Genomic DNA, 14047 nt, shown 5'->3' on the forward strand with positions numbered 1-14047 from the left:
GAGGAGGCTCGCGGCAAGCGGACCCAGGACGAAACGGTCACCGTCTCGTCCTGGTCCACTCGCGCTAGGCCTGCACGCACATCGCCCACCCGAACACCAGCGCCTCGGCGCCGCCTTCGTTGACGACGCTCACCAGCCAGTGCGCGCCGTCGACGGTCGACCGCTCGATGGAGACGAGGTCGGGCCGGGTGGACGACACGCCACCGCTGACCGCGGTCTCGTGCAGGTCGCAGGAGATCGTCCAGCTGAGCCGATCCCCGGCGCCCAGCGTCCGTGGCTCCGATCGCTGGACCAGGCCGGGCACGCCGTTCGCCCCGGGGAGTCCCGGTGGCCCGGCCTCGCCCTTCGGACCGACCGGCAGGTTCTCGACGTCGGGCAGGCTCAGCGAGCCGTCGCGGACGTCGCCCCCCGTGAGGCTGCCGTTGCGGACGTCGGCACCGCGCACCGAGCCGTCCTTGATCTGTGCGCCGGTCACGAGCGCGCCGGCCGTGGCGCTGCCGGCGGTGACGCCGACCAGCACGATGGCAGCGGCCGCGACAGTGCGGATCCGTGTCCTCATCACCGCACCTCCGCACAGACCGCGTAGGCCACCATGGTGGCGTTGGGTCGCCCCGGGGGGTTGTAGGCCCGCACGACCCATCCGGGCCGGGACTCGGGCGCTGACCCCAGCGGGGAGGAGTCGAGCAGCTGCAGCTGGCCGGCGGCCGAGGCGTGCAGCCCGCCGCCGATCGCGACCCTGCCGTCGCCGCACGTCAAGAAGGCGTTGCTGATCGTGCCCGGGGACAGGAGCTGCGGCTCGGTGCTGACGGACCCGACGACCTCGAGCCCCGTCTGGCCGGTCCGGCCCTGCTCGCCGCGCGGACCCGCGGGTCCGGTCTGGTCACCGACGATGTCCGCCATGGTGATGGCGCTGTCGGCGACGTCGCGTCCGGTGACGGTCGCGTTGCGCACGTCCCGGTTCGTGACGGTGCCGTCCTTGATCTGCTGCCCGGTGATCAGTGCCGCCGCCTGCGCGCCGCCGGTGACCCCGAGCGCCGTACCGAGTGCGCCGACGACCAGCAGTGACGCCAGCCCTCTCCTCGCACCGGTCGTCCTCAGGTGGTTCCTCATGTCCTTGCTCATTTCCTTGGTCCTCGTGCTCATGACGCGGTCACGCACAGTGCCCAGGCGTAGCCCGTCACGGTGCTGTTGGTCTTGTTGCGCATCCCGACCCACCAGCCGGTCCCGGCGTCGTCGACGGGGCCGGACTCGGTGAGCTGCACCACGCCGGGCGTGTCGGCGGAACCACCGCCCGACAGCACCCGGGTGCCATTGGGGCAGGGCGCGCCCCACGTGCGCGTGGTGTCCTTCGGGATGGCGAAGGGCTCGATGCTGTAAGTCAGCCCCGCCGTGCCCGGTGCTCCGGGCTGGCCGATGTCACCTGACGGTCCGGACATGCCGATGATGCGCGCGTCGAAGTCGCGCCGGGTGAGCGAGTCGTCCTTGACGTCCGCGCTCCGGAGGTCCGCGTCCCTGAGGTCGCGGCTCGTGATCGTCCCGTCCTTGATCTGCTTGCCGGTGACGACGACGCCCGCGGTCGCGCTGCCGGCGAACCCGAGCAGCAGCGTCGTCATCGCCACGAGCATGAGCGCCCGGCTGCTCGACGGGTGGCTACCGCGAGGGCCATCCTTCGCTTCTGGTACTGCCATGGTGGTTCTCCTTGGTCTCTGACTGGTTTGTCGAGACCACGGTTTCCACCGGGCGTTGAGTTCGCGTTGAGACCGTGTGGACGCTCGCGTCAGCTGCCGCCGTCGGCCTCCCCCTGGACGAACTGCTCCTGGGGTCGGGTCCATCGCCATTCCCAGACGACGCCAACCTCGGGGTCTTCCTGATCGGCGACATGCTCGAAGTCCAGCGCCACGAGTACACCGGTCGATGCGTTCGGTCCCGGCAGCGTGTGCGCGACGACATGGTCGACCTCGCCACTAGCGACAGCGGCCGCGACCAGCGCCCGAGTAGAGGCAGCGCCGAAGCCCCTGCCTCGGAACTCAGGGGCGACCTCGTAGCCGATCTCGACAGTGCGGTCGACTGGCGGGGCGGCGAAGCCGCCCGAGCCGAGCAGACGCCCGGTCGCGTGATCGATGAAGAACTGCATCGACCACGAGCGGTCAGCCTCCGGCGCGTTCGAGAGATGCTCCAAGGTAAAGGCGATGGCCTCTGGGAACTCGGGCCAACCGTCCGGAACGGGCGAGCCGATCAACTCACCGAATACGGCCCGGTCCTCGTTCAGCGCGCGCAACAACGGCACGGTGGCAGCGACAAGGCGGATCTGTGGGTCAGTCGACATACGGATCTCCAATCGCGGAGGCGGCCCCCAACCCGGAGATGAGAGCAACCGACGAGCAGGAGCGGAGCGAGACGAGGGCACGCCCGCCAGACACCATAGCGATCACCAGAAGTGTGTCGGGCTCCTGAAACTGCGCGCGGTCGCCCGGACGCAGATCGGGGAGGGCGTCGAGTGCGTCTTCGTCCTGCAGCTCGGGTCGGAACTGCTTGAGGTCCTCCCAGTCCTGGTAAAGGGACCGCACGCCGATTAGGGCGTCCGGAGACGCTCATCCGCCGACGTAGGTCGGATCTTCCTCCCACTCGTAGTCGGGGAAGCGGATCGCGCAGAAGTCCTCCGGCTCGAGCAGGCTGCCTCCGCGCGCCCGGATCTCCGCCTCCTCCTCGGCGACGCACTCGGCCCAGCCGGCCGGCGGTCCGCTCGGCCCAGCGTCGTCGCCCGATCGGGAGATGCCGACGCCGATGCCGGCGACCACCAGGACCCCGACGATCCCGACCATCCCGCTCGTCACGCTTGCAGGACGCGACCCGGGCGCAGAGCCGCTGCCGCGCCTCGGCTGCCAGCTGGCCGGGCGGCTGCGGCGGCGGGGCCGGTCCGGCTCGAACTTCTCCCACCGCGGTGCCGGGTCGTCGGGCTCCGGCTCGGTCGGCGGTCGGTAGGGGTCGTACACGGAGTGGACCGTCCCCTACACCTCCGCGGTGAAACGCGCATCGTCGTCGAGGTCCAGGTCGTACCGGACCTCGACCAGGTCCTGGCCGAAGCGGTGGCCCGGCACCTCCTCGGTGCGGCGGAAGCCGAGGCTGGTGTAGAGGCGCGACGCCGCCTCGAGACCGTCGACCGTCCAGAGCTTGATGTGGGTCAGGCCGATCACGCGGGCCTGGTCGAGCAGGGCGGCCATCAGCCTGCGGCCGAGCCCGCCCCGGGCGTGCGGCGCGACGAGGAACCACCGCACCTGGCCGACCCCGTCGCCCTCGACGGTCAGCCCGACCATGCCGACCACCTCCGGGTTCGGATCGGTGCCGTCCTCGGCGATCCACAACCAACCCGGCTCGGGCAGGGAAGGGTCCTCGCGCCACCGGCCGAGGGCGGCAGCGAACCCGGCGAGTCCCTTGGCGACGTGGGCCTCGAAGTCCTCGTCGTACCCGAACTCCTCGGCGTAGAGGCGGCCGTGCATCTCGAGCACCCGACCCAGGTCACCCGGGCGGGGTCCGAGGCGGATGGTGGCAGGCATGCCGGAATTATCGCGCGGGTGCCAGCAGCTGCAGGCCGCGAGCGGTTGCGACCGAAAGGCTCGGGAGGGGCGGAGGGGTGCTGCGTTGCGCCGTCGTTGGTCGAGGAGGTCGCTCTGCGACCGTCTCGAGACCCTCGGGGCCATTGAGCGCTCGCTGCGGGCCCTGCGCGGCTGCGGCCGATAAGGCTTTGGACGGGGACAAGGCGGCGCGGGGTTGCGGCTCGCTGCCGGGTTCCAGGCCGTACGACGTCGACGGTGGTTGAGGTGCGACGAGTGCAGCGAGGTGCCTCGAAACCACTCGACGAGCCACTTGTCGTCCACAGCCCTAGTGTTGCGTTTCCCCTGTCCACAGGCGGGTTCTGAGTATTTCGTTGTGTCGGATGTCGGGGGTTGACTTAGGCGCACGACAGGTACTCGGGAGGTCTCCATCGTGGTCGCGCAGTTGATGCCCCAGCCGCACCCGATCCTGGCCTGCGCCGCCCAGCTCCAGGCCACGATCGGCGACGTGCGTGACCTGCAGCCGGTGTACCTGTCCCCGGCGGAGAAGAAGACCGCGGTGGTCGAACTCGACAAGGCCGCCGCGATGCTCGCCGAGCTCAAGCTCCGGGTTGTCGCGACGGCGGAGGACGCCGCGTGCCTGGCCCTGGCCCGCGACACCGGTGCCTGGCTGGCGTCGGTGACCAAGGCCGACTTCCCCGTCAGCCGCGCCCAGGCCCGGTTGGCCGACGCCCTGGACCGGCGCTGGCAGCGGGTCGCGGCCGCGATGGCCGACGGAACGGTGTCATTGCCGCAGGCGCAGGTGGTGGTTGATGCACTCGATGCTTTGCCCGACCACCTCGACCCGGCTCTGGTGGCGGATGCCGAGGCGCGGATGGTGGGCTACTGCGAGGAGTTCCGGCCCAGCGAGCTGCGCCGCCTCGGTCGGCACCTGCTCGAGGTCGTTGCCCCCGAGATCGCCGAGGCCGAGCTGGCCAAACGGCTCGAGGACGAGGAACAACACGCAAGGGAGAGGACCAGCCTGCGGTCCCGGCTGATCGGCGAGGGCCTGGCCCGGACCACCATCGTCCACCCGGTCTTGGACCGGGACCGGCTGCTGACCTACCTCGAAGCGTTCACCTCACCCCGCAAGGCCGATCACGCTCTGAGTGGGGAGGAGGACCGGATCCCCTACCCCCGTCGCCTCGGGCAGGCCTTCTGCGCGCTGCTGGAGCATCTCGACCCGACCAAGCTGCCCCAGCATGGTGGGGATGCGACCACGGTGATGGTCACCATCGGCCTCGACTCGCTGCGCGCCGAGCTGGGCGCCGGCAGCATTGTCGGCGGCGAACCCCTCTCCGCCACCCAGGTCCGGCGGCTCGCCTGCAACGCGGACATCATCCCGGTCGTCCTCGGCGGGAACGGCGAGATCCTCGACCTCGGCCGCAGCCGGCGTCTGTTCTCACCGGCGCAACGCAAAGCGATGCGGCTACGTGACCAGCGCTGCCGGGCCGAGGGCTGCACGATCCCCGCCGCCTGGACCGAAGCCCACCACTTGAAACCCTGGGCCGCCGGCGGGAACACCGACCTCGACGACGGCATCCTCCACTGCAACTACCACCACCACCTCGCCCACGACCCCACCCACACCACCGAACGACTCCCCAACGGCGACATCCGCTACCACCGCCGGACCTGAGCTGAAAACGGGCAGGCTTTCAGGGGCCAGGGTTCCGTATCGCATTCACCAAAGCTCTGCGCACGTCCAGATGGGCGGGAGGAGGCAGTTCCTCCAAACCAAACCATCCGATGTCGTCGTGTTCCTCGGGAGCAACGTTCGCTGGCGTTCCGTGCCACTCGCGCACGAGCCAAGCGCTCAGTAGTGCTGACTCTTCTTCAGGTCCAGCAGTCACCCGACACAGATGGGACGCCGAGCCTGTCGCAATCTGCACGTCGAGCTCCTCCTGCAGCTCGCGCGCGAGCGCGCCCAGCTCTGACTCGCCAGTCTCCATGACTCCCCCGGGCAACTCCCATACGTCCGGGTACGCACGCTTGTCCGGACGCCGATGGACGAGCAGGACTCGACCTTCACGAACCAGCGCGCCGACAACGACCTTGTGCATTCGCGGATTGAAGCACTGACATCCGACACTCGATGTCCGCGATTGCCGTCAGTCCACCATCGCCAACAGGTGCCTGGCCTGCGCCTCGGTCGTGCCGGGCGGGTTGCGGCGGAAGCCGCCGTTGCCCGGGAGCAGCATGGCCAACCAGAAGGCGGCCCACACCGGACGGAAGGCCTCCATCCGGGCCCGGTCCTCGGCTGACAGGCCGACCGCCTCGACCAGACCGGCGGCGTCATAGACCGGTGGGATGCGACCAGCGATGTGCTCGATGTGGTCGGCGAGCTCGTACGCCGGATCAGTGAGACCGCCGTCCTCAAAGTCGACGAGTCGGCAGGCGGTGCCGTCCCAGATGACGTTGGCGGGGTTGAGGTCTGCGATCCCGAGTGCGGTCAGCTGCGGCTCAGGACGCTGATCGGGTCGCGCCAGCCAGTCGAGAGCTGCGTCGACCGCCTCCGCGACCAGCTGCGGCTCGCGACACTCGCTGACGTCGTTCGAGTCGCTGAGCCATCCCGCCACGATGTCGTGGTGCGTCGACGGTCCGTAGCGACGCTCGCCGATCCCGGCGTCACGGACGGCGGCGAGAGGGACGTCGTACACCCGCCGCAGTGCTCGTCCGAGAGCACGGGTCTGGTGCGCATCGAGTGGCGCGGCGCCGAGCGGCTCGCCGGGCAGCCGATCCATGACGACGACCGGGCCGCCGGACTCCGACTCGCGGCGCAGCGGCCGCGGGGCGACGCCGGGCGCGTGCTCGGCGAGCACGCTCAGGCAGAGCCACTCGCGGTCGGCCTCGCCGTCGTCCCACAAGACGTACCGCTTGCGCACCTCCGTCGCGGTGAAGGCGAGATGGTGGGTGTGGGTCTGCACGTCGGCGAGGGTAGTCCCGGGCTTGGGATCCGGACCGAGACCGACGGGTTGCGACGGGCACATCGGGGAACTGGTCCCTTATGACGAATCGCAGCGACGAACCTCGGGAGAGCGGGAGCGAGGCGGACATCGTCGAGCAGACGCAGGAGCTGGACGGCGCCGGCTCGGTGAGCGACGGACCGGACGTCTCGAGCGCCGAGGCCGACGTGGCGGACGCGCTGGACCAGGGCGCGATCCTGGACGCCGACGAGGACGACTACCCGCACCAGGCCGAGCAGACCGACCGCTAGGACTCTCGCAGTCCCCGGGCGGAACTAGAACGCGTTATCGTTCCGGGCGTGGATCGATACGCGGGCAAGGTCGTGCTGGTCACTGGTGCGTCGTCGGGGCTGGGAGCGGCGTGCGCCCAGCTGTTCGCCGCGCACGGGGCGCGGGTGTTTGCCGTGGCGCGCGACGAGACCCGCCTCGCCAAGGTGGCGGCGGATGCGACCGGCGAGGTCACCACGCACGTGGCCGACCTCGCGGACCCGGATGCGTGCGGCGACGCGGTCTCGGCATGCGTGCGTGAGCTCGGTCGGCTCGACGTCGTGGTCAACAACGCGGGGCGGCACGACTTCCGCATCACCACCGAGGTCACCCAGCAGCAGTGGTCCCGGGATCTCGCGGTCAATCTCGACAGCGTCTTCTTCACCAGCCAGGCCGCACTCCCCCACCTGCTCGAGAGCCGCGGCAACATCGTGAACGTAGCCTCCGTCGCCGGGGTCCTCGGCGAGGCCTACTCGGCGGCCTACACCGCGGCGAAGCACGGTGTCGTCGGGATGACCAAGGCGCTGGCCGTCGAGTACGCGCGGTCTCCCGTGCGGATCAACTGCGTGTGCCCCGGCGGCATGGACACGCCGCAGGCGCACACCATCGACGTGCCTGAGGGCGCCGACTGGGAGCTGATCATGCGGGTCGCTGCTCTGCGCGGCTTCATGTCCGCCGAACAGGTCGCTCAAGTCGTCGCGTTCGTCGCCTCGGACGAGGCGTCAGCGATGCACGGCAGCATCCTCGCCGTCGACCAGGGCCACACCGCCGGCTGATCGCCGGCTCGACCGAAGGCTCTCAGAGCCGGCCGGGGTCCGCCTCGACGCCGAGCTCCGCCGCGGCGACGGAGATCTCCCGGGCCAGCGCCACGTCGCGCTCGGTCAGGCCGTCGACCTCGTGCGTGGACAGCCGCACCGTCACCATCGGGTAGCGCAGATCGACGTCGGGGTGATGGTCCGCGGCATCGGCCAGCGCCCCGATCCGGACGACGAAGTCGACCCCCTTGTTGAAGGAGCCGGTGCGGAACACCGTCCCGGCCTGGCCGCTCTCGAGCACCCGCCAGTCGGCTACCCCGTCGGCAGCGCTGAACTCATCCGCAGTGATCGCCTCGACCATGTCGCCGACCCTAGGTGCGGCCGACGTGCCGATCAACCGAGGCGGTCCTCGGGACCCCGCGGCAGGATCACGGCAGCGATCCCCGGCCACGCGTCGTCGATCAGCGCCGCCATGTCGAAGTCGGTCGCCCGGCGGACGTAGGGCTTGGCGAGCTCGGTGCGGACCACCTTGACCAGGAACCGTCGCAGCTCGGACTCGAGGCCTGCCACCTTCTGCAGCACCGCTCCACGGCGGGTGTCGGCCTGCAGGGTGAGGGCCACCTCGTCCTCCCCCGGCACCGTGATGTCGATCCGGACCCGCAGCGGCGCCGCGGTGTGGACGGTCAGGGTGAGAGGCACGACCACGTCGGCCGTGAACCGGTGCTTGTCGACCCGCAGGTCGACGTCGAAGACCACGCTGATCGGGAGGAAGACCCGGTAGGAGAGCAGGTCGCCGGGGATCTCCTCGCCCTTGGTCTCGCGGAACGTCCCGAGCACGCTGACCATGGCCGCCTTGCGGCCGGGTCCGGCGCCGATCGGCCCGAGCTCGATCGTCGGGCCGAGCACGTCGTTGACCATCTTCAGGATCCGGTCCTTGTGCAGGACCTGGCGGATGTAGGCGGCGCCGAACTGCTCATAGCTGATCTCGGGCGCCGGCTCGTCCTCCGGTCGGCCGCCCTGGGCGACGATGACCACGCCCTCGGCGACGTCGAGACCCGCGAAACCCGGGAGCTGGTCGACACCCTCGCCCATGGCGTCGAGGAGGACCTCGACCGAGTCGTCCTGCTGGTCTGCCTCGGTCACCCAGCGAGTCTAGTCACGGCCGGCGACGACCCGGCCCCGCACCTCACCGAGCTCGATCGTCCCGCCGTCGGCAGTCGGCGCGGTCGCTGTGATCACGACTTCGTCGCCGTCCTCCAGGAAGGTCCGCTCCTGGCCGTCCGCGAGCTCGACCGGCTCGGCGCCGTTCCAGGACAGCTCGATGAACGAGCCCCGCTCCCCGGGCTCCGGCCCGCTGACCGTGCCCGACGCGAACAGGTCGCCGGTGCGCAGGGACGCCCCGTTGACGGTCATGTGGGCGAGCTGCTGGGCGCCGGTCCAGTACATCTGGGCGAACGGCGGCACCGACACCAGGTTGTCGTTGAGCCGGACCTCGAGCCGCAGGTCGAGACCGGCAGGCGCCGTCCCGGCGTCGTCGAGGTAGGGCAACGGCTGAGGGTCGCGCGGCGGTGGCGCGACCCAGGCAGCGTCGAGCGCGGCCAGCGGGGTGACCCAGGCCGCTACCGAGGTCGCGAACGACTTGCCGAGGAACGGCCCGAGCGGCTGGTACTCCCAGCCCTGGATGTCGCGCGCCGACCAGTCGTTGACCAGGCAGACGCCGAACACGTGGTCGGCGAACGCGCCGAGCGGCACCGGGCTGCCGAGCCGGGAGGGTACGCCGACGACGTACCCGACCTCGGCCTCGATGTCGAGCCTCGTGGTGGGCCCGAAAACCACCTCGCTCTCCGCGGTCCGGCGCTGGCCGCTCGGCCGCACCACGTCGGTGCCCGACACGACGACCGTGCCCGCCCGGCCGTGGTAGCCGACCGGGAGGTGCCGCCAGTTGGGAGGCAGCTCCGGCTGGCCGGGCCGCAGGATCCGGCCGAGGTTCCGGGCATGGTGCTCGGAGGAGTAGAAGTCGACGTAGTCGGCGACGGTGAACGGCATCAGCAGCCGTACGTCGGCGAGGTCGTGAAGGTGCTCGTCGGCCGGCTCCAGCACTCCGACCGCGTCGAAGACCTGCTGCCAGACGGCCGGGCCACCGGCGAGCAGGTGGTCGAGGTTGGGCCCGGCGACCTGAGCCGCGAGCTCCGGGTCGAGCGCGGCGGCGAGGTCGAGCACCCGGTCGCCGTACCGCACTCCGACCCGCGAGCCGCCGTCGGATCCTCGAGGTTCGAACGCCCCGTAGAGGTGGGTCACGAACGACGCCCGCCCGTCCAGGACCAGGCGTACTCGCCGTCGTCGCTGGCGCGACCGGCCTCGCCGATCTCCAGCGGCCGGAAGGTGTCGACCATGACCGCGAGCTCGTCGAACCGCTCCGCGCCGAGACTGGCCTCGATCGCACCCGGCTGCGGACCGTGGGCGTGCCCGCCGGGGTGCAGCGTGATCGACCCGATCCCGATGCCCGAGCCCTTGCGCGCCTCGTAGTCGCCGGCCACGTAGAACATCACCTCGTCGCTGTCGACGTTGGAGTGGTAGTAGGGCACCGGTACCGCCAGCGGGTGGTAGTCGACCTTGCGCGGCACGAAGTTGCAGACCACGAAGTTGTGGCCCTCGAAGACCTGGTGGACCGGCGGCGGCTGGTGCACCCGCCCGGTGATCGGCTCGAAGTCGTCGACGTTGAAGGCGTAGGGATAGAGGCAGCCGTCCCAGCCGACGACGTCGAACGGGTGGTTCGGCACGACGTGCACCGACCCGGCCAGTCCGCCCGGTCCGACGCCGCGGTGCTTGATGTAGACCTCGACGTCCGTGTCGCCGCCGTGCGTCTCGACCAGCTCGAACATCGATGCAGGCGGGCGCAGGTCGCGCTCGCAGTACGGCGCGTGCTCGAGGAGCTGCCCGAAGCGGGACAGGTAGCGCTTCGGCGGGGTGATGTGGCTGTTGGCCTCGATCGCGTACAGCCGGAGCGGTTCCTCACCTGACGTGACCCAGCGGTGGGTGGTCGCCCGGGGGATGACGATGTAGTCGCCGGGACCGGCCTCGAGCAGGCCGAAGACGGTCTCCACGGTCGCCGTACCGCTCTCGACGAAGACCACCTCGTCGCCGACCGCGTTGCGGTAGAGCGGGGAGGTGGTGCCGACGACCGCGTAGCTGATCCGCACGTCGGCGTTGCCGAGCACGAGCCGGCGGCCCGTGACCGCGTCGACCCCCTTCCACCCGTCGCCCGGGAACAGGCCGTGCAGGCTGAGGTGCCGCGGCATCAGCGGCGCGTTGGTCTCGGTCGACTGGTCCGGCAGGTCCCACGTCCGGGCGTCGACCATCGCCGACGGGACGTTGCAGTGGTAGAGCAGCGAGGAGTCGGACGAGAACCCCTCCTCGCCCATCAGCTCCTCGTAGTAGAGGCTGCCGTCCGGGTCACGGTGCTGGGTGTGCCGCTTCGGCGGTACGTCGCCGACCCGCTGGTAGTGCGCCATGTCTCTCCCGCTTTCGGTGGTCGAGTAGCCGAGCCGCTAGGCGAGGCGTATCGAGACCCTAGAGGTTGCCGCGCTTCTCCTGCTCACGCTCGATGGCCTCGAAGAGCGCCTTGAAGTTGCCCTTGCCGAACCCGAGCGAGCCGTGCCGCTCGATCAGCTCGAAGAAGACCGTCGGCCGGTCGCCGATGGGCTGGGTGAAGATCTGCAGAAGGTAGCCGTCCTCGTCGCGGTCGACCAGGATGCCGCGCTTCTGCAGCTCCTCGATCGGCGCCCGCACGTTGCCTATCCGCGCCCGGAGCTCGGGGTCCTCGTAGTAGCTGTCGGGAGTGTTGAGGAACTCGACGCCGGCCGCGCGCAGGTGGTCGACCGCGGTGAGGATGTCGTTGGTGGCGAGCGCCAGGTGCTGCGCGCCGGGACCGCGGTAGAACTCGAGGTACTCGTCGATCTGGCTCCGCTTCTTGGCGATCGCCGGCTCGTTGAGCGGGAACTTCACCCGGTGGTTGCCGCTCGCGACCACCTTGCTCATCAGCGCGGAGTAGTCGGTCGCAATGTCGTCGCCGATGAACTCGGCCATGTTCGCGAAGCCCATCACCCGGCGGTAGAAGTCGACCCAGTCGTCCATCCGGCCGAGCTCGACGTTGCCTACGACGTGGTCGAGCGCCTGGAACAGCCGCTTCGGTGCGCCGGCCGGGCGCTGCAGCGACGACGTCCGCGCGACGTAGCCGGGCAGGTAGGGACCGTGGTAGCGGCTGCGGTCGATCAGGGTGTGCCGGGTCTCGCCGTACGTCGCGATCGCCGCGCGGCGGACGGTGCCGTGCTCGTCGGTGACGTCGTGCGGCTCCTCCAGCACCGTGGCCGCCTGCGAGGCGGCGTGCGCGATGCAGCGATCGACATCGGGCACCTCGAGCGCGATGTCGACGATGCCGTCGCCGTGCTGGTTGTGGTGCCGGATCACCTCGCTGTCGGGATCGACGCCGCCCTCGATCACGAACCGCACCGCACCGCTCTCGAGCACGTAGGACTTGCGGTCGCGGTTGCCGGTCTCCGGCCCCGAGTAGGCCACCAGGTTCATACCGAACGCGGACATGAAGAAGTGGGTCGTCTGCGTGGCGTTGCCGACCGCCCACACCACCGAGTCCCACCCGGTGACGGGGAACGGGTCGTGGCTGCCGTCGTACTCCACGAGGCCGACGAGCTGGTGCAGCTGCTCGAGGCTGAGGTGGGCGAGGCGCTCGGCGTCCGTGAGCTGTTCCAGTGTCATACGTGCAGCCAACCGGGTGGGCATCGGGCTGTTCAAGTCAGCCAGCGAGTGATGGACCAAATGGCAACTTCTGCCCAGGTCGCGGTCGGTGAACTAGGCTATCTGCCTACCATGCACCTCGACCGCCTCGACCTCGCCCTGCTCACCGCGCTGCGCGATCATCCGCGCGCCGGCGTGCTCGAGCTGTCACGGCTCACCCAGGTCGCCCGGGCGACCGTCCAGGCCCGGCTCCAGCGGCTCGAGTCGACGGGGGTGGTGACCGGCTACGGCCCCGACATCGACCTCGAGGCGGCCGGTCAGCACGTGTCGGCGTTCGTCACCCTCGAGATCGCGCAGGGCGCCCTCGACCAGCTCGCCCCCGAGCTCGAGGCGATGCCGACCATCCTCGAGGCCTACGTCACCACCGGCACCGCCGACGTGCTCTGCAAGGTCGCGGCAACGTCGCACTCCGACCTGCAGGAGACGCTGATCGAGCTCAACCGCTCCCCCTCCGTCGTCCGTACGACGAGCGTGGTCGTGCTCGGCACCGTGATCGCACCCCGGGTGCTGCCGCTGCTCGAGCGCTCGGCCGAGCAGCGCGACGCCCGCGCGCCGGCGTACCGCTCCCGCTGAGCAGGCAGGTCACGCCACGAACAGGTCGCCGCGCGCCGACCGCCGGTAGTCAACGTGCCGGCCACGCCGGCTGGCGACGAGCAGTCCGGCAGCAGCGAGCGCTCCGAGGTGGTGCGAGACGGTGGCCTTGGCGAGCGAGTGACGGGCGCTGAGCTCCGTCGTCGTGCGGGGGACGTCGAGGTCGCGCAGCAGCGCTGCTCGGGAGCTGCCGAGGAGCTCCCCGAGCCCGCCGCCACCGCCACGGTGCCTGCCCTCGCCGAACGCGGTCGCGGGAAAGACGACGCTGCCCCTGCTCTCGTGGACCACCTGGACGGTGAGCCGCGGCCAGGTCAGCACCGAGGGCGACAGGACCAGCTCCTGGTCCCGGTAGCGGACGGACTCGTCGAAGGGCTTGGCGATCCGAAGCTCGCCACCGGTCCACCGGACATCTCGGTGCATCCCGTCGAGCACGGCGCCCACACCCTCACGAGCGGCGGTCGCCGCTGCCTCGTGCGTCGACCGCTCCAGCATCCCGGTGACGGACTCCCACCGATCTCCCATCGCCCGACGGGCGGCCGCGAGACCACGCGCCGCCAGCCGACCGAGATCGCCGCGATCGACCGCATCCCGGACCCGGCGCGGTGCGGGCCGCCCGGCCGACCACCACGCGACCTCGGTCGCGCTCTGGGCCTGGTCGGCCGCAGCGACCGCGTCGAGCTGGTCGCCGAACGCGGTCTGGACATCGCCACAGCCGGCCACGGGCGTGAGGAGGTCGGGCTGGTAGCCACCTCCGGCCACCATGGCCGCGACCAGCGACACGTCGGGATCGCGCAGCGCCGCCCGGTCGGATGCGTTCGCCCGCCCGTAGACGGGGTGCCGGTCGCCCGAGGCGATGAGGCGGAGCCAGCCGATGACCTCATGGACGGGCGACGGCCGGATCGTCATCCGGGCGAGGGTCGACGCGTCGAGGTCGGCCACGATCATGCCCGCCAACGTAGGCGGCGCGACAACAGGCGACGAAGTGCAGGGATTCGATCGTGACCGAATCGTTGGCCGGTCGGAACGGGCGCGATGTCTCCTGGGGCGACCCACCTCACCCTCGGAT

The 14047-nt window shown here is 70.6% G+C and carries 18 protein-coding genes; 4 read left to right on the top strand and 14 right to left on the bottom strand.

All coding sequences use genetic code 11. From position 1 onward, the window contains the following. Positions 1–64: 64 nt before the first annotated feature. The 6 genes from SHK19_RS21565 to SHK19_RS21590 form a co-directional block, all read right to left on the bottom strand. Positions 65–559, bottom strand: a complete 495-nt coding sequence (locus SHK19_RS21565; RefSeq protein WP_322937421.1) for a hypothetical protein — start codon at positions 557–559, stop codon at positions 65–67. After that, on the bottom strand, positions 559–1122 hold the full coding sequence (locus tag SHK19_RS21570) for a hypothetical protein (protein WP_322937422.1): 564 nt from the start codon (positions 1120–1122) through the stop codon (positions 559–561). The genes SHK19_RS21565 and SHK19_RS21570 overlap by 1 nt, the downstream gene beginning before the upstream one ends. A gap of 17 nt (positions 1123–1139) precedes the next feature. Beyond that, entirely contained in the window at positions 1140–1613 is a 474-nt protein-coding gene (locus tag SHK19_RS21575) for a hypothetical protein (RefSeq protein WP_322937423.1), read from the bottom strand. Between the two features lie 164 nt (positions 1614–1777). After that, positions 1778–2326 carry a GNAT family N-acetyltransferase gene (locus SHK19_RS21580; RefSeq protein ID WP_322937424.1) on the bottom strand — a complete coding sequence of 183 codons (549 nt, stop codon included), beginning with the start codon at positions 2324–2326 and terminating at the stop codon, positions 1778–1780. Between the two features lie 265 nt (positions 2327–2591). Beyond that, on the bottom strand, positions 2592–2993 hold the full coding sequence (locus tag SHK19_RS21585; protein WP_322454335.1) for a hypothetical protein: 402 nt from the start codon (positions 2991–2993) through the stop codon (positions 2592–2594). A 15-nt stretch (positions 2994–3008) separates the two neighbouring features. Further along, positions 3009–3554 (bottom strand): GNAT family N-acetyltransferase, encoded by a 546-nt coding sequence (locus tag SHK19_RS21590; protein WP_322937425.1) that lies wholly within the window; start codon positions 3552–3554, stop codon positions 3009–3011. A 430-nt stretch (positions 3555–3984) separates the two neighbouring features. On the opposite strand from SHK19_RS21590, the gene SHK19_RS21595 reads away from it, so the two are divergent. Next, on the top strand, positions 3985–5229 hold the full coding sequence (locus SHK19_RS21595; protein WP_322937426.1) for an HNH endonuclease signature motif containing protein: 1245 nt from the start codon (positions 3985–3987) through the stop codon (positions 5227–5229). Between the two features lie 19 nt (positions 5230–5248). On the opposite strand, the gene SHK19_RS21600 is transcribed toward SHK19_RS21595, so the two are convergent. Further along, the gene (locus SHK19_RS21600; RefSeq protein WP_322937427.1) at positions 5249–5653 is read right to left on the bottom strand and encodes an NUDIX domain-containing protein; all 405 of its coding nucleotides are present in this window, start codon (positions 5651–5653) and stop codon (positions 5249–5251) included. Between the two features lie 48 nt (positions 5654–5701). Continuing rightward, positions 5702–6517 carry an aminoglycoside phosphotransferase family protein gene (locus SHK19_RS21605; protein WP_322937428.1) on the bottom strand — a complete coding sequence of 272 codons (816 nt, stop codon included), beginning with the start codon at positions 6515–6517 and terminating at the stop codon, positions 5702–5704. 80 nt (positions 6518–6597) lie between these two features. On the opposite strand from SHK19_RS21605, the gene SHK19_RS21610 reads away from it, so the two are divergent. Continuing rightward, positions 6598–6807: a hypothetical protein gene (locus SHK19_RS21610; RefSeq protein ID WP_322454330.1), complete on the top strand. Its 210-nt coding sequence runs from the start codon at positions 6598–6600 to the stop codon at positions 6805–6807. Positions 6808–6855: 48 nt separating this feature from the next. After that, positions 6856–7599, top strand: coding sequence for an SDR family NAD(P)-dependent oxidoreductase (locus SHK19_RS21615; RefSeq protein WP_322937429.1), 744 nt, complete (start codon positions 6856–6858; stop codon positions 7597–7599). Positions 7600–7621: 22 nt separating this feature from the next. On the opposite strand, the gene SHK19_RS21620 is transcribed toward SHK19_RS21615, so the two are convergent. From SHK19_RS21620 to hppD, 5 genes are read right to left on the bottom strand one after another with little or no spacing between them, the layout of a single operon-like run. After that, positions 7622–7939, bottom strand: coding sequence for a 4a-hydroxytetrahydrobiopterin dehydratase (locus SHK19_RS21620; RefSeq protein WP_322454328.1), 318 nt, complete (start codon positions 7937–7939; stop codon positions 7622–7624). Between the two features lie 32 nt (positions 7940–7971). Further along, complete coding sequence (locus SHK19_RS21625; RefSeq protein ID WP_322937430.1) at positions 7972–8721, bottom strand: hypothetical protein; 750 nt, start codon at positions 8719–8721, stop codon at positions 7972–7974. A 9-nt stretch (positions 8722–8730) separates the two neighbouring features. Next, positions 8731–9876, bottom strand: a complete 1146-nt coding sequence (locus tag SHK19_RS21630; protein WP_322937431.1) for a fumarylacetoacetate hydrolase family protein — start codon at positions 9874–9876, stop codon at positions 8731–8733. Continuing rightward, the gene (locus SHK19_RS21635) at positions 9873–11090 is read right to left on the bottom strand and encodes a homogentisate 1,2-dioxygenase (protein WP_322937432.1); all 1218 of its coding nucleotides are present in this window, start codon (positions 11088–11090) and stop codon (positions 9873–9875) included. Before SHK19_RS21635 ends, SHK19_RS21630 begins: the two co-directional genes overlap by 4 nt. Positions 11091–11148: 58 nt before the next feature. Beyond that, positions 11149–12351, bottom strand: a complete 1203-nt coding sequence (gene hppD / locus SHK19_RS21640; RefSeq protein WP_322454324.1) for a 4-hydroxyphenylpyruvate dioxygenase — start codon at positions 12349–12351, stop codon at positions 11149–11151. A 111-nt stretch (positions 12352–12462) separates the two neighbouring features. Here hppD and SHK19_RS21645 point away from each other — a divergent pair, with 111 nt between their 5' ends. After that, entirely contained in the window at positions 12463–12963 is a 501-nt protein-coding gene (locus SHK19_RS21645) for an Lrp/AsnC family transcriptional regulator (RefSeq protein ID WP_322454323.1), read from the top strand. 9 nt (positions 12964–12972) lie between these two features. Here SHK19_RS21645 and SHK19_RS21650 read toward each other — a convergent pair whose 3' ends face one another. After that, entirely contained in the window at positions 12973–13926 is a 954-nt protein-coding gene (locus SHK19_RS21650; protein WP_322937433.1) for a helix-turn-helix domain-containing protein, read from the bottom strand. Between the last annotated feature and the right edge of the window lie 121 nt (positions 13927–14047).

Source organism: Nocardioides bizhenqiangii (assembly GCF_034661235.1).
Classification (GTDB): Bacteria; Actinomycetota; Actinomycetes; order Propionibacteriales; family Nocardioidaceae; genus Nocardioides; species Nocardioides bizhenqiangii.

What these genes read in the sequence shown, in the direction of transcription:
- SHK19_RS21565 (WP_322937421.1), bottom strand. Translation starts at nt 559, where the DNA reads ATGAGGACACGGATCCGCACTGTCGCGGCCGCTGCCATCGTGCTGGTC.
- SHK19_RS21570 (WP_322937422.1), bottom strand. Translation starts at nt 1,122, where the DNA reads ATGAGCAAGGACATGAGGAACCACCTGAGGACGACCGGTGCGAGGAGA.
- SHK19_RS21575 (WP_322937423.1), bottom strand. Translation starts at nt 1,613, where the DNA reads ATGACGACGCTGCTGCTCGGGTTCGCCGGCAGCGCGACCGCGGGCGTC.
- SHK19_RS21580 (WP_322937424.1), bottom strand. Translation starts at nt 2,326, where the DNA reads ATGTCGACTGACCCACAGATCCGCCTTGTCGCTGCCACCGTGCCGTTG.
- SHK19_RS21590 (WP_322937425.1), bottom strand. Translation starts at nt 3,554, where the DNA reads ATGCCTGCCACCATCCGCCTCGGACCCCGCCCGGGTGACCTGGGTCGG.
- SHK19_RS21600 (WP_322937427.1), bottom strand. Translation starts at nt 5,653, where the DNA reads ATGCACAAGGTCGTTGTCGGCGCGCTGGTTCGTGAAGGTCGAGTCCTG.
- SHK19_RS21610 (WP_322454330.1), top strand. Translation starts at nt 6,598, where the DNA reads ATGACGAATCGCAGCGACGAACCTCGGGAGAGCGGGAGCGAGGCGGAC.
- SHK19_RS21620 (WP_322454328.1), bottom strand. Translation starts at nt 7,939, where the DNA reads ATGGTCGAGGCGATCACTGCGGATGAGTTCAGCGCTGCCGACGGGGTA.
- SHK19_RS21635 (WP_322937432.1), bottom strand. Translation starts at nt 11,090, where the DNA reads ATGGCGCACTACCAGCGGGTCGGCGACGTACCGCCGAAGCGGCACACC.
- hppD (WP_322454324.1), bottom strand. Translation starts at nt 12,351, where the DNA reads ATGACACTGGAACAGCTCACGGACGCCGAGCGCCTCGCCCACCTCAGC.
- SHK19_RS21645 (WP_322454323.1), top strand. Translation starts at nt 12,463, where the DNA reads ATGCACCTCGACCGCCTCGACCTCGCCCTGCTCACCGCGCTGCGCGAT.
- SHK19_RS21650 (WP_322937433.1), bottom strand. Translation starts at nt 13,926, where the DNA reads ATGATCGTGGCCGACCTCGACGCGTCGACCCTCGCCCGGATGACGATC.